General features: G+C 52.5%; 21 protein-coding genes and 1 pseudogene. 6 read left to right on the forward strand and 16 right to left on the reverse strand.

Annotated elements, in window-relative coordinates; translation table 11 throughout:
* Positions 1 to 20 precede the first annotated feature (20 nt).
* Positions 21 to 716, forward strand: coding sequence for an ABC transporter ATP-binding protein (locus K3T83_RS19070; protein WP_220204544.1), 696 nt, complete (start codon positions 21 to 23; stop codon positions 714 to 716).
* Entirely contained in the window at positions 716 to 2,980 is a 2,265-nt protein-coding gene (locus K3T83_RS19075) for an ABC transporter permease (protein WP_220204545.1), read from the forward strand. The genes K3T83_RS19070 and K3T83_RS19075 overlap by 1 nt, the downstream gene beginning before the upstream one ends.
* A 354-nt stretch (positions 2,981 to 3,334) precedes the next feature.
* Here K3T83_RS19075 and K3T83_RS19080 read toward each other — a convergent pair whose 3' ends face one another.
* The 9 genes from K3T83_RS19080 to K3T83_RS19120 form a co-directional block, all read right to left on the reverse strand.
* Positions 3,335 to 4,237 (reverse strand): ABC transporter permease, encoded by a 903-nt coding sequence (locus K3T83_RS19080; RefSeq protein ID WP_220204546.1) that lies wholly within the window; start codon positions 4,235 to 4,237, stop codon positions 3,335 to 3,337.
* A 3-nt stretch (positions 4,238 to 4,240) separates the two neighbouring features.
* Entirely contained in the window at positions 4,241 to 5,155 is a 915-nt protein-coding gene (locus tag K3T83_RS19085; RefSeq protein WP_220204547.1) for an ABC transporter permease, read from the reverse strand.
* Between the two features lie 10 nt (positions 5,156 to 5,165).
* Positions 5,166 to 6,305 carry an ABC transporter ATP-binding protein gene (locus K3T83_RS19090; RefSeq protein WP_220204548.1) on the reverse strand — a complete coding sequence of 380 codons (1,140 nt, stop codon included), beginning with the start codon at positions 6,303 to 6,305 and terminating at the stop codon, positions 5,166 to 5,168.
* Between the two features lie 181 nt (positions 6,306 to 6,486).
* Entirely contained in the window at positions 6,487 to 7,701 is a 1,215-nt protein-coding gene (locus tag K3T83_RS19095) for an extracellular solute-binding protein (RefSeq protein WP_220204549.1), read from the reverse strand.
* Positions 7,702 to 7,869: 168 nt separating this feature from the next.
* Positions 7,870 to 8,925 (reverse strand): LacI family DNA-binding transcriptional regulator, encoded by a 1,056-nt coding sequence (locus K3T83_RS19100; RefSeq protein ID WP_220204550.1) that lies wholly within the window; start codon positions 8,923 to 8,925, stop codon positions 7,870 to 7,872.
* 178 nt (positions 8,926 to 9,103) lie between these two features.
* Entirely contained in the window at positions 9,104 to 9,961 is an 858-nt protein-coding gene (locus K3T83_RS19105) for a site-specific integrase (protein ID WP_373324602.1), read from the reverse strand.
* Positions 9,907 to 10,353 (reverse strand): hypothetical protein, encoded by a 447-nt coding sequence (locus K3T83_RS56295; RefSeq protein ID WP_236064931.1) that lies wholly within the window; start codon positions 10,351 to 10,353, stop codon positions 9,907 to 9,909. Before K3T83_RS56295 ends, K3T83_RS19105 begins: the two co-directional genes overlap by 55 nt.
* Before the next feature lie 392 nt (positions 10,354 to 10,745).
* Complete coding sequence (locus K3T83_RS19115; RefSeq protein ID WP_220204552.1) at positions 10,746 to 11,822, reverse strand: hypothetical protein; 1,077 nt, start codon at positions 11,820 to 11,822, stop codon at positions 10,746 to 10,748.
* Entirely contained in the window at positions 11,756 to 12,241 is a 486-nt protein-coding gene (locus tag K3T83_RS19120) for an RHS repeat domain-containing protein (protein ID WP_220204553.1), read from the reverse strand. The genes K3T83_RS19115 and K3T83_RS19120 overlap by 67 nt, the downstream gene beginning before the upstream one ends.
* 60 nt (positions 12,242 to 12,301) lie before the next feature.
* On the opposite strand from K3T83_RS19120, the gene K3T83_RS19125 reads away from it, so the two are divergent.
* Together K3T83_RS19125 and K3T83_RS19130 are read left to right on the forward strand one after the other, a co-directional pair.
* Positions 12,302 to 12,706, forward strand: coding sequence for a hypothetical protein (locus K3T83_RS19125; RefSeq protein ID WP_220204554.1), 405 nt, complete (start codon positions 12,302 to 12,304; stop codon positions 12,704 to 12,706).
* Positions 12,703 to 13,293, forward strand: a complete 591-nt coding sequence (locus K3T83_RS19130; protein ID WP_220204555.1) for a replication-relaxation family protein — start codon at positions 12,703 to 12,705, stop codon at positions 13,291 to 13,293. Before K3T83_RS19125 ends, K3T83_RS19130 begins: the two co-directional genes overlap by 4 nt.
* Before the next feature lie 361 nt (positions 13,294 to 13,654).
* Here K3T83_RS19130 and K3T83_RS19135 read toward each other — a convergent pair whose 3' ends face one another.
* The 3 genes from K3T83_RS19135 to K3T83_RS19145 all read right to left on the reverse strand — a co-directional run bounded on the left by K3T83_RS19135 (position 13,655) and on the right by K3T83_RS19145 (position 14,708).
* The gene (locus tag K3T83_RS19135) at positions 13,655 to 14,011 is read right to left on the reverse strand and encodes a hypothetical protein (RefSeq protein WP_220204556.1); all 357 of its coding nucleotides are present in this window, start codon (positions 14,009 to 14,011) and stop codon (positions 13,655 to 13,657) included.
* A 179-nt stretch (positions 14,012 to 14,190) separates the two neighbouring features.
* Complete coding sequence (gene rpsU, locus K3T83_RS19140; RefSeq protein WP_220204557.1) at positions 14,191 to 14,376, reverse strand: 30S ribosomal protein S21; 186 nt, start codon at positions 14,374 to 14,376, stop codon at positions 14,191 to 14,193.
* A 5-nt stretch (positions 14,377 to 14,381) separates the two neighbouring features.
* Positions 14,382 to 14,708 (reverse strand): zinc-ribbon domain containing protein, encoded by a 327-nt coding sequence (locus K3T83_RS19145; protein WP_220204558.1) that lies wholly within the window; start codon positions 14,706 to 14,708, stop codon positions 14,382 to 14,384.
* A 1,096-nt stretch (positions 14,709 to 15,804) separates the two neighbouring features.
* Here K3T83_RS19145 and K3T83_RS19150 point away from each other — a divergent pair.
* On the forward strand, positions 15,805 to 16,395 hold the full coding sequence (locus tag K3T83_RS19150) for an RNA polymerase sigma factor (protein ID WP_220204559.1): 591 nt from the start codon (positions 15,805 to 15,807) through the stop codon (positions 16,393 to 16,395).
* A 534-nt stretch (positions 16,396 to 16,929) separates the two neighbouring features.
* On the opposite strand, the gene K3T83_RS19155 is transcribed toward K3T83_RS19150, so the two are convergent.
* Positions 16,930 to 17,169, reverse strand: coding sequence for a hypothetical protein (locus K3T83_RS19155; RefSeq protein WP_220204560.1), 240 nt, complete (start codon positions 17,167 to 17,169; stop codon positions 16,930 to 16,932).
* A gap of 582 nt (positions 17,170 to 17,751) precedes the next feature.
* On the opposite strand from K3T83_RS19155, the gene K3T83_RS57245 reads away from it, so the two are divergent.
* On the forward strand, positions 17,752 to 17,880 hold the full coding sequence (locus K3T83_RS57245; protein WP_268963468.1) for a hypothetical protein: 129 nt from the start codon (positions 17,752 to 17,754) through the stop codon (positions 17,878 to 17,880).
* Positions 17,881 to 18,124: 244 nt separating this feature from the next.
* On the opposite strand, the gene K3T83_RS19160 is transcribed toward K3T83_RS57245, so the two are convergent.
* The 3 genes and pseudogenes from K3T83_RS19160 to K3T83_RS19170 all read right to left on the reverse strand — a co-directional run bounded on the left by K3T83_RS19160 (position 18,125) and on the right by K3T83_RS19170 (position 20,788).
* Positions 18,125 to 18,460 carry a hypothetical protein gene (locus tag K3T83_RS19160; RefSeq protein WP_220204561.1) on the reverse strand — a complete coding sequence of 112 codons (336 nt, stop codon included), beginning with the start codon at positions 18,458 to 18,460 and terminating at the stop codon, positions 18,125 to 18,127.
* A 701-nt stretch (positions 18,461 to 19,161) separates the two neighbouring features.
* A pseudogene (locus K3T83_RS56300) lies at positions 19,162 to 19,599 on the reverse strand (ISNCY family transposase); the annotation flags it as partial.
* A 289-nt stretch (positions 19,600 to 19,888) separates the two neighbouring features.
* Positions 19,889 to 20,788, reverse strand: coding sequence for a tetratricopeptide repeat protein (locus K3T83_RS19170; protein ID WP_220204563.1), 900 nt, complete (start codon positions 20,786 to 20,788; stop codon positions 19,889 to 19,891).
* Positions 20,789 to 20,820: the final 32 nt, after the last annotated feature.

The following is a 20,820-nucleotide window of genomic DNA, read 5'->3' on the forward strand; positions in this document are numbered from 1 at the left end:
TCCAGAATGGAGGTTTGAGTATGTTTTTATCGGTATCGGAATTGACGAAAAGTTATCAGACGGAGTTTGCCACAACAGTCCTCAAAGGCGTGGATATAAAGCTGGAAAAAGGACAAATCGGCGTCATATTGGGGCCTTCCGGGTCGGGTAAATCCACTCTGATGAATATCATTGGCGGCGTGGACAGGGCCGACGGCGGCACAGTCGAGATAGATAGTGAGCGCATCACGGATTTAAGTGATGATCAACTGGTGGAGTATCGCCGGGAAAGCGTAGGCTTCGTATTCCAGTTCTACAATCTTGTGCCCAATCTTACCGTCGCCGAAAACATCGAGGTTGTGTCGAACATCAGCAAGCGACCGCATAAGATTGACGATGTGCTTTCCGCCGTTGGGCTTTCCGACAAGAAAAACCGATTCCCACGGCAGCTTTCCGGCGGCGAACAGCAGCGTGTGTCTATCGCCCGCGCCATCGTCAAAAATCCCAAGCTGTTGCTCTGCGACGAGCCAACCGGTGCGCTGGACTTCGATACATCCCGAGGTGTCCTGTCACTGATTCAAAAAGTGAATCGGCAATTCGGCACAACGATCCTGATGATCACCCACAACAGCGCCATCTCCGGCATGGCAAACACCGTTTACAGGCTTAGAAGCGGCGAGGTAGCGGAAGTTACTCATAATTCCGAGCTTGTCCCAGCTGAAAGGATCGAGTGGTAATGGCGCTACGAAAACGCGTATGGCGGATACTGATGGAAAACAAGGGTAGGTATATCGGCATTGTCATGCTGATTCTTATAGGGAGTTTCTACTTCACTGCGGCTACAGGCGTGTCTGGCAGCCTGGAAAAACAGGTGGTTAACTTTGCCGAAACAAACATGCAGGAAGACCTGACGTTTTCCACAGACAAGGCTATTGAGGATATTCCGGCGCTGGAAAGTGAATCCGGTGCGCTTATTGAAGCTTACCAGCAACTAGATGTCAAACTGTCGGATGGACGAGGCGAGCTTCGGCTTCTCACGCCTACTTCCAAAATCAATATCCCGACGATACTATCAGGCCAGAAGCTTAAAAATCCAGGGGACATTTTGCTCGACCCCTCTTTTTTGCAGACGCATGGCCTGGCTGTAGGCGGTCAAATTGAGCTAAACGGTAAAACTTTCCATATTACGGGCACAATGGCGCGGCCCAATTATGTTTATATCATCAAAAACATTTATGATGTGCTGCCGACCACTGGTTTCGGAATTGGCCTTGTTTCAAACGCGGATATGAAGATGTTCTCTGAGGCGGCCAATGAAGCGGTCACGGTCTATGGGGCACGCTTTACGAATAGAGGAGATATCAACACCCAAAACGCGAAGTTGCACGACCTTTTAAAAGAAAAAGGGTACAACCTTTCCGAATGGATGGACGCTAAAAATAATAAGCGCATCATTATGCCCTGGACTAATATTAACAGTATGCAGACTATGAGCCTTCCCGTATCAATCGCTTTTTTCCTGCTTGGCTGCCTTATCGTCGGCGTGATGATTCTGCGCATGGTTAAGTCCGACAGTGTAGTGATTGGTACGCTGTACGCGCAGGGCTACCGCCGCTGGGAACTGACACGGCATTATATGGCGATCCCGGTTCTGCTGTCCATCGCTGGCGGCCTTGTCGGAATACTGCTTGCGATGCCGTGTGTAAAGCTTGTGGTAGATTCCATGCTTGTCAGTTACATCCTGCCCAACACTGGTGTTGCTTTCTCGCCGTTAAACCTGGCGCTTGCCCTGCTGCTGCCCCTGGCTTTTATCGGTCTGGCGAGCTTCTTTTCCATACACGGCGTACTCAAAAAAAACGCCGTCGAACTGATGAAGGGCGACGAACAAAAAGCCAGGGTGAATTTTATTGAGCGCATGCTCCGTCTGGAGCGCTATCGTTTCAATACCAAATTTCAGATACGTGAGCAAGTGCGGAGCATACCGCGTCTGCTATTCCTGGTGCTGGGGGTGAGCGCCGCGTCGATGGTACTGCTGTATGGCTTGACCTTCAACTACTCGATGGAAGTGGTGATGAACCAGGGCGCGTTAGCGAGATACAATTATGCCATAGAATACAACTTCAAGGAGGTGCAGAACCTACAGAATCTACCTGTTCCCGAAGGTGCGGAGCCGTACAACTCATTCCGTGCCTACCCCAAGGGCAGAGAAGCAGTTGAATTCTATCTGGTGGGTATGGAGCCGGATTCCGTCGGCATGAAGATAAACGGTATAGGGGGTGCTAAGCTGTCCAGGAATCAGGTAAACATCACCGCGCCGCTGGCCGAACGGCTTGGGATTGAAGTTGGGGATACATTCACTTTTATAAACAAGCTGGATGGAAAATCATACAACCTGAAAATTGATGGGATCGTCGAAGCCTACGGAGAGCAAGATGTTTTTATGCCGTTAGATGAGTTTAACCGTATGACTGGGCAAGCTCCTGGAAGCTACCACACTGTGCTGAGCAACCATGAGCTGCATTATGACGAAAGCCTGCTTTCCGGCATTATGGATGCTCGGAACCCCAAGGCATTTGAAGGCATGACCGCGCCGACGACATTGATCATCGCGGCCACAACGATTGTCGCCGGGCTGATGGCGGTTGTCATTATCTTCATTGTAACGTCGCTGATCATTGACGAGAACCGGAATACAATCTCCCTGCTCAAGATATTCGGCTACCGCCAAAAAGACATCGCGAAGCTGATTCTAAACAGTTCAACTCCGGCAGTGTTTATCGGCTTTTGGTTGGGACTACTGCTTATGTTGGCCTTCGGGAATTACTTGTACGGTTACATCGCGGAATCGATTAACATGCTGATACCCATGATTTTGAACCCGCTATATATCCTGATAAGCTTCGTATTGATCTTGGTGGTGTATGAGATAACGAAGTGGTTTTGCGGCAGGAAGCTCACGAAAATATCCATGAGCGAGGCGCTGAAATCGGGTTCGGAGTGATATTGGTCACCGTATGACAGACAGGTTCAGCGCGTTCATGCAATCCTGAGCCTGTCCGTTTTATCTCCATAGGTGGGACAGCGCTACGTAAGCTGGTGCGCCGATTGGGCCTTCTGAATAGTTACCACTTTCGCTAAGATCTTAGTCCACACTCACATAGAGAGTGTGGCAAGGCGATTTGGGTGACAGAGAGCGCTCAGCGGTCAAGAGAGATTCGCGTAGAGAGTGTGGCAGGTGGTGAGGTGCTCCCACACCTCACCACCTGCCACACTCTCTACGCGAACGAGCAGCGAAGTTGCGAGAAGAAGCAAGCGACCAGAGAGCTATTTGGAACGGCCATATGAACAGCTATTTCTATTGTTTCAGGCGCACCACAAATTGGGTTGGCTTGACAAAGATGAGCGCGACACCCAGCAGGAACATCGTGGTGAGCATATAGATCACGGCCATTGAGTTGATTGCCTGCTCAGGGCGCATACCAGAAGCGAAGGCATCGCCGTAAAGCGTCACCACCAGGGTTTCCGCGTCCGCGCTTGCCACAAGGTAGGTTAGCTCAAACATAGCAATCACGCGTACCACTGCCAGCACACCGGCTGTAAGCAATCCGGGTACGATCAGCGGGAGGATGATGCGTATGAAGGTTTGGAAGCGATTGGCTCCTAGCATACGGCTGGCCGATTCCAGTGAGACATCCACCTGCTCAATAAACGGCACAAGGATCAGAATAACAAAGGGTAGTGTCGGCACAACGTTGATCAAAGTTACGCTGGGCAGTTCACCGCCCAGGTAGCGCAGGAGAACGGTCGCCAGCGGGATACCATAGGCCAGCGGAGGCACGAGCATTGGCAGCAGATACAGGCCCATGACCAGGCTCTTCAGGCGAAATTTTTTGCGGGCCAGGACATAGGCCGCCGGGAATCCGACAATTATCGAGAGTCCCGTCGAGCCAACGGCCACGATCAACGTATTCAACAGTAGTTGGACGATGTCGTGATCGTTCAGTGCATATTTATACCATTGGAATGTAACCATTCCTGTTGGGAACCACGTGCTAAACCATTCCTGCCCCACCGAGTCGAGTACAACTGTACTGACCATCGCGATCAGGTTGAGCAGGAAGAAGCCGACCACCACGTAGAAGATCAGGGCGGTCCAGAAGCCTCTTTTCAAGCCGCTCGGTTGTGCTTTGCTGGGCGGATTGATGGGGCCAGCGCTCATGGTGGCTGCGGCTGTTTTTTGAATCGGTTCGGTTGCCATCGTTTAGACCCCTTTTCCGCCGCTAATTGCCGCGCTGCGTGCCATGCGGTTTTGCAGCCATAACACAAGCAAGATGACCAGTAGTTCAATGACACCCATAATCAGCGCTATCGTGGTACCCAGTGGACGATTATAGTTGGTGAAAGCTGTCTCGTAAGCCGCAATCGCCAGCACTCGCGTCTCTCGTGCTGGCTCGCCAACCAGATTTGCCGAGGGGAAGACGCTAAAATTGGCGACAAAGTTCAGGCAGAAAGCCACTGCGATTCCCGGCAGCGAGAGCGGGAAGATGATGCGCCAGAAGGTTTGCCAGGGATTTGCCCCCAACATAGAACTTGCCCGCTCCAGATTCGGATTGATCGCCGACATATAGCCCAGGATCAATAGGAATGTGAACGGAAAACCTTGAATAAACAGGGCGATCTCAACGGCTATCAGGTGGTGCAGTAATAGGATTGGCTGCTGAATGATATGCAGCGAGAGCAGCGCGCGATTGAACCAGCCATTGGGCGCGAAGTAGCCGAGCATCGATTGCGCGACCATCACGGTTCCAAGCGTGATTGGCAGGATCAGGATAGCCGTGAGGAGGCGCTCAAATTTGATGCCCTGGCGCATAAAGTAGGCCAGAGGAACGCTGACAGCAACGCTGAAAATCGTGACCGGCAGGGCAACCTGGAAGGTGGTCCAGATGGTGGCAACCTGATCTGGATCGCTGAAAAACTGGATATAGTTGGTCAGGCTCCAGTCGGGCGCATTTTCGTTGGCACGCAGACTGAGATCCAGACCAAAGATGAGTGGATAGAAGAATAGCCCCAGCACGAGCAATACTGCGGGTAACGAGAGCAGGATAGCGCCACTGTCCAGCCGAAAACGCCGGGGTTTTGCTTCAACTTGTGATGATATGGGAATGGTATTCGCCATAATCGACCTCTTACCTCTCTACGCGCACCTTGGGCTCGCTTTGCATGAGTGTACTCTCGATATTCTCTGTCTCATCGGCAGAGAAGAGCAGCAGACGGTCGGGGTCGATACTGATCTCGATCTGGTCGCCGCTGTTCTGTCTGCGACCGCTATGGGCCAGTAATTGTGTGCCTCCCTGTCCCGTCAGCAGCACGAGGCTCTCATATGCTCTCCCCACGTATTCGACCAGTTGAACGTGTCCGATGAGCCTGTTCGTTTCGGCCTGTGGTTCGGCGATGGTCTCGTCGGGACGGATGAGTGCGACAACTTTCTGCCCTGGTTGCCAGTTGGTCTCCTCGTTGGTCGATGAGCCGAGCAACTGTGTTCCATTGGCCGTTTCGATGAGCCAGTAACCATTTTCTTTGCCAAGAATTGTGGCTGGCAGGCGATTGATATAGCCCATGAAATGTGCCACGAAGGGGCTTTTAGGCTGATTATAGATCTCCTGTGGCGAGCCTATCTGTTCGATGTGTCCGTTGCGCATGACGACGACGATATCTGAGAGCGACATCGCTTCCGATTGATCATGCGTGACATACACGGTGGTCAGGTTTAGCTCGCTGTGGATGCGTTTGAGTTCGATGCGCATTTCGTTGCGCAGGTTGGCATCGAGGTTGGAGAGTGGCTCGTCCAGCAGCAGCAAGGCCGGTTCGAGAACGACCGTGCGCGCAATCGCCAGGCGTTGTTGTTGTCCGCCGCTGAGCTGGCCCGGATAGCGCTTGCCAAACTCTGCCAGGTGGACCAGTTCGAGGGCGCTGCGTACGCGTTTTTCGCGCTCAGCTTTCGGGACTCGTCGCAACTCCAGGCCATAACCAACGTTGCGCTCGACGCTGAGGTGAGGGAACAGGGCGTAGTTCTGGAAGACCATGCCAAAGCCGCGCTTCTCGGCCGCTACGTCCTGGATGGGCCTGTCGTTGAGCAGGATCTCGCCATCGCTGAGATCGAGCAGCCCGGCCAGGCAATTGAGCGCGGTCGATTTGCCGCAGCCGCTTGGTCCCAGCAGCGTTACGAACTGGCCTCCGCTCATCTCAAGGTGAAAGTCGTGTAAGGCGGTCGTGTTGCCGAAGCGACGCGTCACGCCCTTCATTTTCAGTGTGTTGATTTTCTCCATTGAATCTTCCTCTACGCATAGCGACAAACTATATCTCTACTATTTTCTTGTTATGTGTGTATTATGATACGCCAGAGCTATCGCTACGCGACAATGGGGTGCCAGGATAGGATGTCTTCTATCCTGGCGTATTGTGTTTTTTCGCTTTGCAATCCGACCATCTGATCGGATTATATATCAATCAGGAGGCTTTATATTTGCCGCTACCGATGTCTTTGTCCCATTTGGTAAAGGCGGCGACGAGATTGTTGGTATCCAGCGGTAGCTCGATTTTGGCATTTGCGATGATGGTGTCATATTCGGGACGCCCAAAATCTTTGATGACCTGCTGGCTGTTGGCAGGTGCCAGCGAGACCGGCACGTTTTTCACGGCGGGACCAGGATAGAAGTAGCCTGAGTCGTAGTTAAATGCTTGCTGCTCCGGCTTGAGCATCCATTCCATCACGTCCAGTACGATATCCTGACGCGCCTTGTCCAATCCTTTGGGCATCATCATAAACGCTGCGTCCGCCACAAAGGTTGTATCTTTCAGGACAAAGGTTTTGTCGCCAGCAGGAACCTGATGCAGGAAGCGGGGATTGATATCCCAGCCCATCGTGCTGGCGATCATCGAGACCTGTCCGCTTGCCAGCGCACTCATTGTGTCGCCAGTGCGGGTTGGATACGATTCGATGGTTGAGCCAGCATCTTTTAAGAAGGCCCAGGTTTTATCCCAACCGTTGGTAGGATCTTTAGGATCTTTGTCGCCAAGCAGGTAGGGTAGCCCCATCAAGAAAGTGCGGCCGGGACCGGAGTTGGAAGGGCGAGCATAGAGAAACTGATGTGGATGAGCCTTGATCCAGGTGCGCAACTCCTCAATGGTCGTCGGGGGATTCGGCACTTTGGCTGGATCGTACTCGAACACAGGGCCGCTGGGTGTCGTGGCGAAGACCAGAGCGTACCCTTTGGCGAGGTCTGTATAAGCTTTGGCAGAAGGCAGGTAGTTATCATCGAGGTTGGGGAACTTGTCCGAGTGTGCTGGTGTAAGCTGCTCAACCAGCCCTTGATCTGTTGAGCTGGCAACGCCATCATAACCGCTGATAATCAACGTATCCTGAATATTGTTTGCATCCTCTTCTGCCTTGAGCTTGCCAGGAAGTTGTGGAGCCTGGATGCGTGGTGGATAGACGACCTTTGAAACTTTGTCGGGATGGGCCTTTTGATAGGCGTCGAGCATCGGCTTAACCTGATCGGAATAGCCGCCAGCATCAACGACTTGAAGTACAATAGGATGGTTGCCCGTTGAGCCGCCATTGCCGCTGGAGGTGCCTCCACCACAGGCTACTGAGAACAGGGCAATGAAGAATATTGCCAGACCATGAATAGAGTACCTTGTGAGCTGTTTTCTCTGGAACATACTGTACCTCTTCCTTGAAAAGTACCATGATGACGATGTGTTACCAGTATGACTACACAAGCAAGCAGTGCATCTAAACGGGGAGACGTATTGAGCGAAAATTGGAATATTGTCTACGCCTTGCCCAGTGCGCTCTGCTTTATACAGTGTGAAAAAGAGACGATGTGTCTATGTTGTTGTGTGATATGGGCTGCAAGATTCGCGAAGTTGCGCTCTGCATTTGAGCGTGATTTTCGCTGCATTTGTGCTTTTGCCATGAGTGAGACCTTCGAGCAAGATCTGTGCGGCTTCTCTTCCTGCCTCTTGTACAGGTAAAGAAAGCGTGGTGAGAGCGGGAACGGTATAGGCGGCGAATGGGGAATCGCCGACGGTGGTGACAGAAATATCTTGTGGTACTCGTAGCCCGGCGTCATACAGGGCTTTGAGTACGCTGGCCGCCATTACATCGTTCGCGACAAAAATTGCGCTCGGCAAGCCGCATTCATGTGCTCTCAGTTCGAGTAGTTGTTGTGTGGCCTGATATCCTCCTTCGTATGTATAATCGCTAATTTGTATCCATTCGGGCGGCACTGTGATGCCATGCTCATGCAGAGCTTCCTGCCAACCGCGATGCCGCTCGATGGCGCTACGTCGGGGTGGTGAATCGTGAATAGGTCCGCTAATCGTGCTGATGCGCGTATGACCGAGCGAGAGCAAATGTTGGGTTGCTTCGTAGCCGGCCCCTCGCTCATCCCATAGGATCTGGGGAATTGTGCTTTCATCCAGACAGCGATTGATAACGACGAACGGCACACCCTCGTTGTTCAAGCGAACGAGATGGTCAAAGGGATAGCAAATAGATAGCGACATAAAGATAAAGCCATCGACCTGCTGTGAGCGTAGGGTTTCGATCGCCTGGATTTCCTGCACGACATCGGGCGCGCTTGCCAGAACGATATGATACCCAGCTGGTCGCAGCACCTCTTCTATCCCAAGAATGACGGGAACGAAGATCGGGTTATCGATCTCAGTCCACACGAGGCCGACCGTCGCCGTTTTGCGTTTGACCATGCTGCGTGCGATAGCATTTGGGCGATACCCGAGCTTATCGACGGCGGCGAGTACTCGCTCACGTTTCACTGCTCCTACATGATGGTCGTTACCGTTTAACACATGAGAGACAGTGCTAACCGAGACTCCTGCGTGTTCGGCGACATCTCGAATAGTGATCAGTTTGCGGCGCATGGACCATCCTTTTTCCTTGTAAAACGTTTTAGTAAAACGCTTTACAAGGATTGTACCCAATCGCTTCTTTGTTTGTCAAGAGGTGGTCAGGGCTGGTTTTAGCCCCTCACACCTCTTCTTCAGTGAGCGTTTTTCGCCCCGTTGGCAGCAACGCGGGCAGCAACCAGCTCGAACACATTTAGCCGCGATTCGACAGCAGATCGTCCAGGCGGTTGATTGCTTCCTCATGGAGCGTTGGGAGCAGGTGGGCGTAGGTGTCGAAGGTCTGGCTCACCTGGCTGTGTCCCAGAGTCTCCTGTACCACTTTGGGGTGGACTCCCAAAGCGAGGAGGAAGCTCGCAAAGGCATGTCTGAGGTCGTGGAACCTGATACGTGGCAGGCCCGCCTTTTCCAGCAGTGGCCGGAAGGAGCGGGTGAGGAGGCTCGCCACCTCGATGGGTCTGCCTACGCTGTTACAGAAGACCCAGCCCTGGTCGTCCCAGAGAGGTCCGGCTGCCAGTCTCGCCTCGTTCTGGCGTGTACGGTGGCGCTTGAGTGCCTCTACCGTGTACGGAGTCAGGTGGATGAGACGCCGACTTTTGGGGGTCTTCGGTTCCGATACCTTGAAGCCCTGTTTCGGTACGCGCGCAATGGTGCGGCGTATCTGTAGCTGACCCTTTATCAAGTCGATATCGTCCCATCGGGTTCCGAGGATTTCGCCTTCCCGTGCGCCGGTGAAAATTGCAACCACATAGAGAGCTTCTAGTGGATCGTCTTTTATCACATCGAGAAAGCGTTGTGCCTGCTCTATTGTGATCATGATCCTCTCCTGCCTCGGCACGCGTGGCGCGTCGAGAGCGTCTGACACATTGCGTGAGACGAGTTCCCACCTGAGCGCGTCATTGAGTGCATGGTGGAGCAGCCGATGGATATTTTTCACCGTACCAGGAGCCAGACCCTCCTGCCGTTTGGCTTTGTAGAGCTTCTGCAAGTGCTGCGGAGTCAGCTTTTGCAGTTTGATCCCGCCCAGTGTTGGCAGAATGTGACGTGTGACGATTTCCCGATAGCGGAAAAGGTTCGGGGCCGCACGTTCATTTGCACGGTATCCTCAAGCCACGAAAGGAGGAACTGGCTAAGCGTTGCGTCCTCGGTGATAAGCGTCCCTTCATCTTTGGCCTTATTCAGCTTGCGAAGCTCTTTGACGGCTTCCGCCTGTGTCTCGCAATAGATCTGCTTGCGTTTTCCGTTTTCGAGAGTGATGGAGGCAACCCATTTCTTGTTCTTTTTCTCCGGGCGATAATAGACACTACCTTCCCCGTTTGCTCGTTTACCCATAGTGATGAACACTCTTCCTTTCTTGACGCTTCCTAGCCCTGCCGATATTTCCTCGGCAAAGGCAAGAAACGTCATCGTAGGATTGGGTCCAGGCAAAGCGTGTGCTGTCTTCATCTTCTCTCGTCTTCTTCCAGTATGTGTCTGCTGACCAGGGCGGAAAGCGCCGCACCTGTGTGCGAAACTCCCAGTCACCAGTTGCACGCTTCGTATAGTAGCACAGACGCGTGGATTTGTGAACAAACGTACCATGAGAAATGCGAGAACCTGATCTTTGTACTCGCTGACAGTGCTTATCAGTTTTTGCTGGCTCGAAAAGACATTGAGGAAAGCTCTGGTGCCGAATGTTACGCATATGCACCTCTCTTTCTTTGGAGCCGGCAACTGTGGGGATTTTCTGGTTGCTGTCGGATGGGCAAGATCTGTTCAAACAGGTCGAAATCAAATTGCGCATCAGTGAACGGACCTGCAAAGTGAAGCGTCACAGGTGACACTCGAACTACATAGCATCAATCTGAGTGCTCACGCACGCCACTGATATAGCCAAGTTCTTTCTTCGCCATCCAGTTGGGTGGATCAAGAAAAAGATGATCGAGGAGGGTCAGGTATTCTGAAGCTTCGGGATCATTTGAGTATCCCTGGTCCATCATTTGCTCTAGCTGTTGGTTGCTTGCCGTTGTGGTTAGTGAACGTGATGCGATGTGTGCGTGGACAGGAGCCATTCGCATAGTAAATGGCTTCGCCCAAAAATCGTTATCATGTATGTGTGGTGGCCTCAAGAACTCCACAAAACAGAGATCAAAGTCTCCTACTGCATCCGGTATATCCCTGGCTAAATTGATGATTTGCGCAATCGCGTAGGATGTGTTTGAGAATAATGTCCTCTCCATAGTATAGGTATTGCCGGTGTTGGTGAGCGTCGTGCCTGACCCGGAGTAAGAGTAGGTGTGTTCCTCCAATCCAAAGGCGTAGACCGTGATCGTCGCGGCAGCGGTGGCGGGATTGCCCGATGGAGTGGTGGTTGCCGAACGGCGCAGCACCCGGTTGCCCGCTGCATCGTAGAGATACCACTCCTCCTGACTGCTGCTTGTGGTTGTCCCATTCCAACGCACCATCTCATCGAAGGCATCATAAGAAAGGGAGCCGTTCTTTCCGCCAGTATTGCGCGTGAGCAGGTTGCCCCAGGTGTCGTAGGTGCCACTGTAGTCCGGGGTGCCACTGGCGCTACAGGTCGGGGAGCCTGATGTGGGAGCAAGCGCTGTGACCTGATGCGGATGGCTGCTGTTACAGTAGAGGTACTGCTCCGTGGTGCCGCTTCCATTCAAGGGACCGCGCCACAGTTGCCCCAGATGGGTGTAGGTATAGCTGGTGGTATAACTGCTGCCCAGCGTACTCTGCAAGGCGGTGCTGCCACAGGTCTGCCCACTGCCAGGAGAGGCAGCGACGCTATTGCTTGCCCACACCAGTCGGCTCTGTTCATCATAGCAGAAGTTTTGCGTCTCGTTGCCGCCTGATCCAGTCACGCCCGGCACGGCGGCCTGAGTGGTGGCACGACTGAGGACATTGCCGACCTTATCGTAGCCCACACTGTCGCTGAAGATGATGCTGCCATCGCTCTGCCAGGTTGTCGTCTTGCTGGCAAGACGTCAGGCAAGGTGGTCGTGGCGATGCTCTGAGTCAGTCGCCCCACTGCATAGTTCGTGCCGGTCCAGGTGACGCCGCTCGGATCGGCATCATAGGTATTCTGTACAAAGGGGTGTGCGCCACTGGTGCAGCCTCCATGTACGTCGAAGCCGGGTGCCGCATCCTGCACACAGCCTACTCGTCCCAGCAGATCATAGCTCGTACCAATGGTCCGACTTCCTGAGACATTGGTCAGAACGTGACTATCGGCATCATAGGTCAGAGTATGGGTTCCCTTATCGGGATCGTTGACGCTGATGACCCGGCCCAGATCATCGTATTGCGCCGTTGCCGATACGCTGGTCACGCTCTGGCCTGGCATTTGGCATGGCAACACCTCTCAGATGCGGCCCCCTGTCAGTTCCATGATCTGTGGCAATCGATGCCAAAAGAGGCAGTGCCACCGGATCTGCTCGCTCCTCGAACGCTTCCAGCAGGTCTGTTTACACAAGAGGTGTCCACATCCTCCAGAGCGATTGTGCGAGGACGATTCGCCACCCGTGCGGCAGAGCCACTCCCCGCAGCATCCACGACCCGTATGCAGAGAGAACGTGAACTGGTCGCCTGGACGAGTCTGCGACTCACCCGCACGCAGCAGGAGATACTCATGCAGGTGTATGCACACCCCTTGTTGGCTCCCCACGAACTGGCTGCGCTGCTGGACATGCAGACCGGAACGCTCCGACGTGCGCTCTCGCCTCTGCGTCAATGTGGCTGTCTTCAAACATGTACAACTGAGATGGGGGAGCGACTGGTATTGGGAGCGCGAGGCATGCGGTTGCTGTGACGCATCTTGCCGAAAGCCGCCAGCACGTGATGGACCCCTTGATCCAACGTGGAGTGCCCTACCTGCAACGCACCATGCGACATACCGCAGGTGTCTATCGGTTCATGGTCCAGATAACACAAGCGGCACGCTCTCAGGGGCACCAACTGCTCTGGTGGGAAACAGGCACACGGTGTAACAGACGCTATCGGTATCGAGGAGCCTGGCATAACCTGTTACCTGATGCGCGGTTTGCCTACAAGACGGGGAAGGAGACGATCCAGCTCTGGTTGGAATGGGATGAAGGCACGATGCGCCAGCGAAGTCTTGCCACTAAGCTGCACACCTATGAGCAGTATATTCGCACGCGACAGTGGCGGCAGGACGAAACGGTGATTCCGCTCCTTCTCATCGTGGTGCCAGATCCAGGGCAAGAACAGCGGCTCTGCCATCTGGCTGGAACGCTGCTGCACGAGATCCCATTGCAGATCTATGTGACGACAGCAAGCAGGTTGGAACGAGCAGGCCCATTGGCTTCCATCTGGCTACAGCTCTCGAACGAGTGGCAACAGAGCATGATAACTCGGCAAGCGTGGATACAGAGATAGCATCTGGAATTGAGGTGAGACCGCGAAGAAAAATGTGTCGAGTGTGCTTGCATTCAAACACGGCTCAAGTCCGGCAGCCGTCTTTACAGATACGGAAGACTTTTACAATCGGGTCCGATGGCATGTTTTCGATAATTAGTTCTCTTACAGAGGTGCCAAAAAAGTTACTCGAAATTGCTGCCAGTTTGTTACGATGGTTTGGTTCTCTTTTCATCTACAGGCTGGGGTCTCATGTTTGCTTAACATGGCCTGGCATGTGTAATGAGGAAATCGAGCCTTATTGCTATGCAAAACCTGCGCAGGTTTTGCGACTGCTCATTGCTACATTTTCGCGTTATCAGAACAAGCGGCAGAGGATGTGTTACGTTTCTTGTTGGAGCCTTCTTCGTCGTTGCTCAGGACTCCACCGGGTCAGGGTGAAGGTTTCGCCATCATTCTTCGGCTCATAATAGACAGTTGCTAGATCAAAGTCTGTTACAGTGCTAAAGCTCACGTAATCAGGGCTGTGCTGACCTTGCAACCATTCAGCCAGCTTTTTCTGCGCACACCCCTCACAAAGGTAGTCAAAGCAAGAGTGTCCCTGCTCATTTCGGTGTTCATACTCGAAAATGGGGATAGCCTGTTTGCATCGCTGACAGAGACGATCCCAATCTTCTCCACCGGTGGTGGTACATCGTCTGAGACTCCAAATAAGTTGGCCTGTCGGTATTCTCTTCATAGGCGGCTTGTCCTCTCCGGCAAGAAAACGCGGGAAAAGCACAGGAGACTGCGTAGATCCATCCCATCCTCATCGGAGTTGCGCCTCGCCCATCTCTCCTGTTCTCGAAAAGAGAGCATGCTTGCATAGAGAAGCACACCCTCTTTCAGGATATCTTTACGAGTTCAACGGAATCGTAGCTAGAAGCGAGAGCGTTTCTGCCTCCGGCGTTGCGCCTCTGCTTTGCGCTTCTGTCGCGCCTGGGGCGTCTCATAGTGACGGCGGCGGCGAGCTTCAGCTAAGATGCCCCCATTTTGCACGCTGCGGCTAAACTGTTTCAGCGCCACTTCAAATGGCCTGTCCGGATTCACAATAATCTGGCACATCAGCATTACCAGCGTGATCTGCTGTTATTGGAATACGCAGTCTCACGGGGCTGATAACAATCCTGGCAATACACGGGGCGGTCATCTCGTGGTTGGAAAGGAACAGTGGCTTCGTTTCCACAACTCGCGCAGGTAGCGGTGTACATTTGTCGTGCTTCGCGCTGGCGGAAGCCACCACGTGTGCCTCCATTTGCCTGTTTGCGGGCAGCCCTGCACTCGGGGCAACGGCCTGGGGTATTGGTGAGTCCACGTGAAGCGTAAAATTCTTGCTCACCGACAGTAAAGGTAAATTCCTGGTTGCAATCGCGACAATACAGTATTTGGTCAGTCAAAAGTAACTCTCTTTCTCACTCTCCGCTTTGCGGATTGAATAAGGGAAATTTCTGTATTGTGCGCCATCACATCGGTCAGTTTATTCAGAGCAACAAAGCACTATACAGTGTTTGTCTAGAATAGCACATTCTCTCTGGTTTTGCAAGAGTACATCTCGAAACTCAGGGCTTTCCAGTTCTCCGCTCAAAGGGGTGCAGGGTCTCCCTGCCGGGGTCTGGGGTGTCCCCAGTTTCCTTCCCTCCTTCGCGCGCCGCCTGCGACGGCGCGCAAAAGAGAAGAAAAAAGGTTTTTGCGGGGACACCCCGCACCCCGGCAGAGGGCTGCCGCCCTCTGCACTCCCGCTAGATGGGAGATTTGGAAAGCCCTGCTCGAAACTGCTCAGACTTTCAGAGGATCTGTTGGGATACCTGGCTGTACATGTGGCTGACAAAGCGTCCAGAACGGCAGCTTGAAGGTATGCCGCCGTAACAGGCGAGCCTGAGGTTGCCGGTGTGGAGAAAGCGAGGGGGCTTTGGCTTTTCCAATTCCTCTTGGAGTACACGGAGTTGCTCTTCTCAATTTGCAATGCGTTCGTCTGCTGTTATGCTTTGAGTTTATCAAAGAGGTCACATCTGAGGAGTTTCGCCGACGTTCCCTTTCAATCGTGGGTTCCCCTCCCTACTGATACTCGGTTTCTCCCTGGATCGGTTCTACAAACGCGAACCAAGGCCAGAGAGGAACCAAAAAGGGGAGACAGATACCCGGCGTTGACAGCGAACTAGCTGGAATGCTACACTCTCTTTATCCCGACAGAGGATCTGTACATGCACTCTTGTATGGGAGGAAGAACGTTGCTGCCGAGACTGGAGGCATTTCCCTTGATGCACTTGAGAAAAAGGACACAAGACTCCAGAGACGCAAGCAGTTTCCACACATTCTTTCTACGGAGGCACGCAACACCGGTGACGCGGAGATGAAAACGGAAGTGATCACCACGTCAAAGGGGTAGCAGGTACATCATGCTCGCCATCTTTGCTCAGAACGTTGCTTCCCCCACATATGAGGCACCACCAACATATCCATCTCCCGTAACCTGTTTGCACTAACACGCTTATTATGAACAATGAGTTGCTCTCATCTCAACCCGAAGGAGCCTCCCCGGTTCCTTCCATCTCGTTTTCTGCCCAGGACGATGTTGCTCTCATCAAAGCCTGCCACCAGCGCAATCAAGAGGCTTTTGCCCTCCTGGTGCGCTCCTATCAACGCCTGCTCTTCACGCTTGCATGGCATATCTTGCAGGATGATGAACAAGCCAGGACTATCACGCAGGACACCTTCTTGGCGGCATGGGAGGCGCTCCCTTCGTTGTCGGCGGACGCCAATGTGTCGCTCTGGCTCTTTCACCTGATCTGTCAACGGTGTCTGCATCTGCACATTTCAGGACCAGAGAGGAACGCCAAGAGAGATGCGATACATCAACAAGAAAACCCTCGTCAGCGAGCCAGGAGAGCGCAAGAGTATCTGCCATACCTGCCAACCCTCCCGCGTGTCGTGGTGATTCTGCGTTATGTGCAAGGACTGAACTATGAAGAAATTGCTCTGGTTCTTACCTTGCCCATACGTACTGTCAAGACTCACTTGTTTAGAGCTAGAAATCTGCTGAAGGAACTGATCCAGACTCATCATCTTTCCGGTCCATCTTTCTAAGAAGGGAAGCAGAAGATGCAGATTCCTGGACCGTGATCTTCTCCTCGTTGCTCCACATTGGTTGATGAGCATATTGCCGCCCCTTTCATCCCAGAGCATTCACACACGCTCTGGGATGAAAGGGGCGGCAACAAGACATAAATACATCTTCTGCAAGCTCAACGTGTTTCCAGTCGGGATGAGTGGTTCTTAGCTCGCTTGTTGGATGTGCGCTCCATCCGGTCAATGCTCCCGGTTGGGGTTCTATAGCCGGAACGTGGCCTATATCGAGTATCCGTTTGAATGCACTGCTTTCCAGATCTGCGACTATGGCAATGACAAACGATGAGCATCATTGGTTTCGACCAAGACCCAACAAACAATGGACTTGCTAAAATAGCTCGGTTCGCCTTGTGCTAGCTCTTTTCGTGTTCCCAAACAGCCGCATGCAGGCATGATCTGAGGAAGCCTCCGTTGGTTTGCTTCACCTGCTTCGACCTGGTCCATTCTCTTCGTTCCCCGTTTTTCATCACCTTTGATTTTTGAAGAAACTTCTCATGGAAATGTAGAGCGGTAGCCCTCTAGAAACGCTTTCGCACAGATACCTGCCCGTTCATGAGCGGCAACCACTGTTATGTATTGGTTGGATTGAAAGAGGAAGACATGGGCAAAATCAGCCGCCAGGACAGCGAGAGCTTTGTCGGTTATAACGCGCTGCTGCTCGCGGTGCCGCTGCTTCATCTGTTGCCCCCGCAGATAAGCTGCCTGCTGGATCTGTTCCGTCGTTTCTAACATGATGCGCTCCTTGTCTCTTGAAAAGACAGCAGGGAAAAGGACAGTCCTCTTGTCTGCTCTACTCTTTTCGATGCAGAAGCGCAACCGTGAGGAGAAGAAACCTCCAACTTCTGCTGGCTACGTTTACGCAGGATCGAGAACGCTTGGGCGAGCCTTGACGAGAAAGCAGAGCGACCAGAAGGTTCCAATACGCGTAAGTTGTTGATGCGACCTGCGTTGGGCCAAAGAAGGATGGCTCACGCTTTGCTGGGATGTTGAGCCTATTCTTACACATGCCATTGCAGATTAGTCGATGACCACTATCCAGAATGAGCCGTTCGTCGCGCATGCCTTGCACATAGGTCTGATTACCCGCAAGCCCGAGCCGGCCTCATGTACCATTCTGATCGTAGCTCTCAGCATGCCAGTCAGATACTCCCAGGCTCAGCCAGGGGTATCTGACAGAAGCATCTTTCTCATGTTTTGTAACGTATTATTGCGGGGGAATACTGTCACGCGTTGGTCTCCCTGAACAACCTGTGTGTTCCCCATGTGAGCGCGTCGGCGTCGAATGGCTAGAGCGAGGGAGGAATGGCAAAGACAATGAAGGCAATCGGACAAGGGATCAGACAACAAATCTGGGTCAAGGTCGGGAAAACCATCATAGTGCTATGCGCTCTGGACGAACCGGCTGTAACCCATCTCGAACAGTTCGAGCAGACAAAGCAATAGGAGGTTGAGCTGCTTGATGAAAGCTGAGTGATCACACAGCAGAGAAAACACAAGAGGAAGGTGTAGCTTATTTCCTGCTTGTCCTCGCTTGAAAGAGCGACAAGAACGAGCAGGAAATGAGCTACACCTTCCTGGTCACCCAATTTGTTGGCTAGTGACCTTGTGTGTCACTCTTGAACCAACAACACTCCTTTGCACAACCTCAAAGGTTGTCAACATCTGAGTTGCCAAACGGAGCTAATGGCTACGAGGTGTGTGATTGACTCTCGGCTCGTTTCTCGGATGCACGCTGCATCCAATCGAGGGCATAGGTTGGCGTAGCATAGCCCAGAAAGTTGCCCATATCAACCATGAGCTTGAGTTCACTGGTTTCCAGGTCCGGGGCCATCGCTGTCACAAAGCGGTGACCATCACTGTCTTCTACCAATGCCCAGCAGACCACTGGCTCAGTAAAGAAGCCTGGTTCCCCTTGTGCTGGTTCCTCTTTCGTCCCCCAAACAGCCCCCCACCCTGGTAATGCTGGCATAATTTGGAGAATACGCAGTCCTGTGTCTTCGCTTGCTTCGATCTGTTCCATCATATCCACCTTTCTTTCATTTCAGGGGTATTTCTCACCCTACATTTTCTGTCTCTCTGTCTCCTGGTAACCGCTTCATGGAAACGCTTTCACGTCGATACCAGCCCATTCATGAGCGAGCTGTGATTACCGTGTTAGAGGTTGGTTGAATTGAAAAAGTGAGACAGAGACAAAATCAACAGTGAGAATCGCGAGCGCCCGATCCGTGTGATGCACTGCTACTTACGATAGTGCAGCTTCATCTGTTGTTCCGCTAGATAGGTTGTTTGCCAGATTCGTTCCACTGTCTTTGACATGATGCGCTCCTTGTCCTCCCAGGAGACAACAGGCAAGATAACGATCCTCTTGCCTGCTTCTCACTATACCCTTTTCGACCCAGGTTTGCAAATCGAGCAACGGAAAGCGATCTCGAACCATTGCTCATTTGCACGTGACCTGCGAACAAGCGTGAACCAAAGAACGCTGCTAGAACCGGAGCCTGATACTGGAGAACGTAACAAAAGCTTTCATCATCGACCATGTACCGGAGCCAGTTACGAGGAGTTATTGCATCCTGGTCTTGACCTGTTGGCGTAACACATACGTGTTCGGCATCCTCACGAGAGCAAACATTTGATTACTCCAGGCCTACACCGTCTCCATTGCCGCATTTCGATACGTGTTCTATAATAGACCATGTTCGGTTCAAGCCAGACAATCAAGACAAGCAGCGATTGCAGTCGCTCCCAATCGGTCACGTGAATGGTCACCAACTCTTCATACCGAGCAAGGAGATTGAGAACGGTTCGTTGACCAATCAAGAGTCCCCGTTCATGCAAGCTGCGATGGATTTCTGCCTGGCTTTGATGTCGTCGGTATCGCAGGAATCCGACCAGCGCAATCACGTCCAATCCATATTCTCCATGTGGCAACACCCATGCCCCTTCCGCCTCTGGCCGATACGGCTGATGGTAGCGAGGGCATTCCGGATGATTACATCGACGCACTGCTAAGTAGAGACGATACTGCCCTTCAAGCGTTGTAACTGTGTGTTGGGTATGATAGGCAATATGAGCAGCCTTGCCACACGTCAGGCACGTGGTTGAGAGAGGTTCAAAGGTTTGAAGAGAAAGCTTGTCCAAAGCATGATGGGGCCTTGCCATACAACTATCTTCTTTCCGTTTCAATGGAGCAGAGAGGTGATGGAGCACCTGATACCGTTGCCAAACCCTCTCTTGATCAGCCAGATAGCTCGCGGCTGGCACAAGGAATCCAAAAGGAGTTTCGTCAACGGTATCGCATAGCGCATGAAAAGTCAGCTCGATCACATGCCCTGTACAGTATACTACCAGCACCTTTCCTGCTAGGTGAGACGCTCCTGGTACTTGCTCTAACGATAGGGAAAGCAGGCTCTAACTCTTGCACGAGCGCTTTTTCATACGTGGCTTGTGCCTATGTGCCCTCTTGTTGGGTAGCCAGAAGGTCTCTCATGTTGGGCATAGAAGACACGAGCGTTGTCAGTCCCATCTCTGAAGCTATGGTAGACGCGATCTCGATGTGGGACTGGGCGTTGGCCGTGTCCCCTTTCGCTTCGTAGATATCCCTGAGCAAGAGGTGATCTAGGGGCAAGTAGGGCTTAAATCTGGCTTCTTCGCGTAGGGATAACGCTTGCAAGGCGAGGGTGAGCGCCTGATCCAGGTTTCCTTGCCTCAATGCATGGATAGAACTATGACGAGTGGGTTCAGTCTTTTCAAAGGGATACCCATGCTGATCAGCTACCTGGCGGGCCTTCGTATAATATTCCTGAGATCGGTCATACTGCTGCGCGCGTTCATACACAACGCCGATTTGAAAGTAGGACTCACTGATTCCTCGGGTATCGTGTAGCGCTTCCCGCAACTCCAAGGCGTGCTGCTGATAGGCGAGGGCTTCATCATATTTCCCTTGACCTTGAGGGCTGAACGGTGAGACGCTATTCTTCAAGCTTGCCACCAAGGTCGCAAAGTTGTGGGCCTGCCCGAGCAAACTTAAAGCATCTGCGATGCCTTGTTGATCATGAGCCGCTTCGGCGATCTGCTTTGCATTCAGAATGGTCGAAAACAGGAGATCAGCGCTCCCGCGAGTAATCAGAAGATTGACGACGAGGACCTGCCCATACAGAATCAATAGCTTGAGACGATGCTGAAGCTCTCTCTCGCTGCCTTCTATCAGTTGCAAAGAGGTACGAAGCAGACGTTGAGCATCGTTTAGTCTGCCAGAAAAAAAGTATGCTCTGGCTATCTCACAAAGCGTATCAATTGCTGTAGCATAGCGTTTCGTAAACTCTTCGTGCGTAGGTGTGAATGACTGCATCTCTTTCTCCTTTACTATTAGCCGTTCCAGTA

The organism is Reticulibacter mediterranei (genome assembly GCF_016587455.1).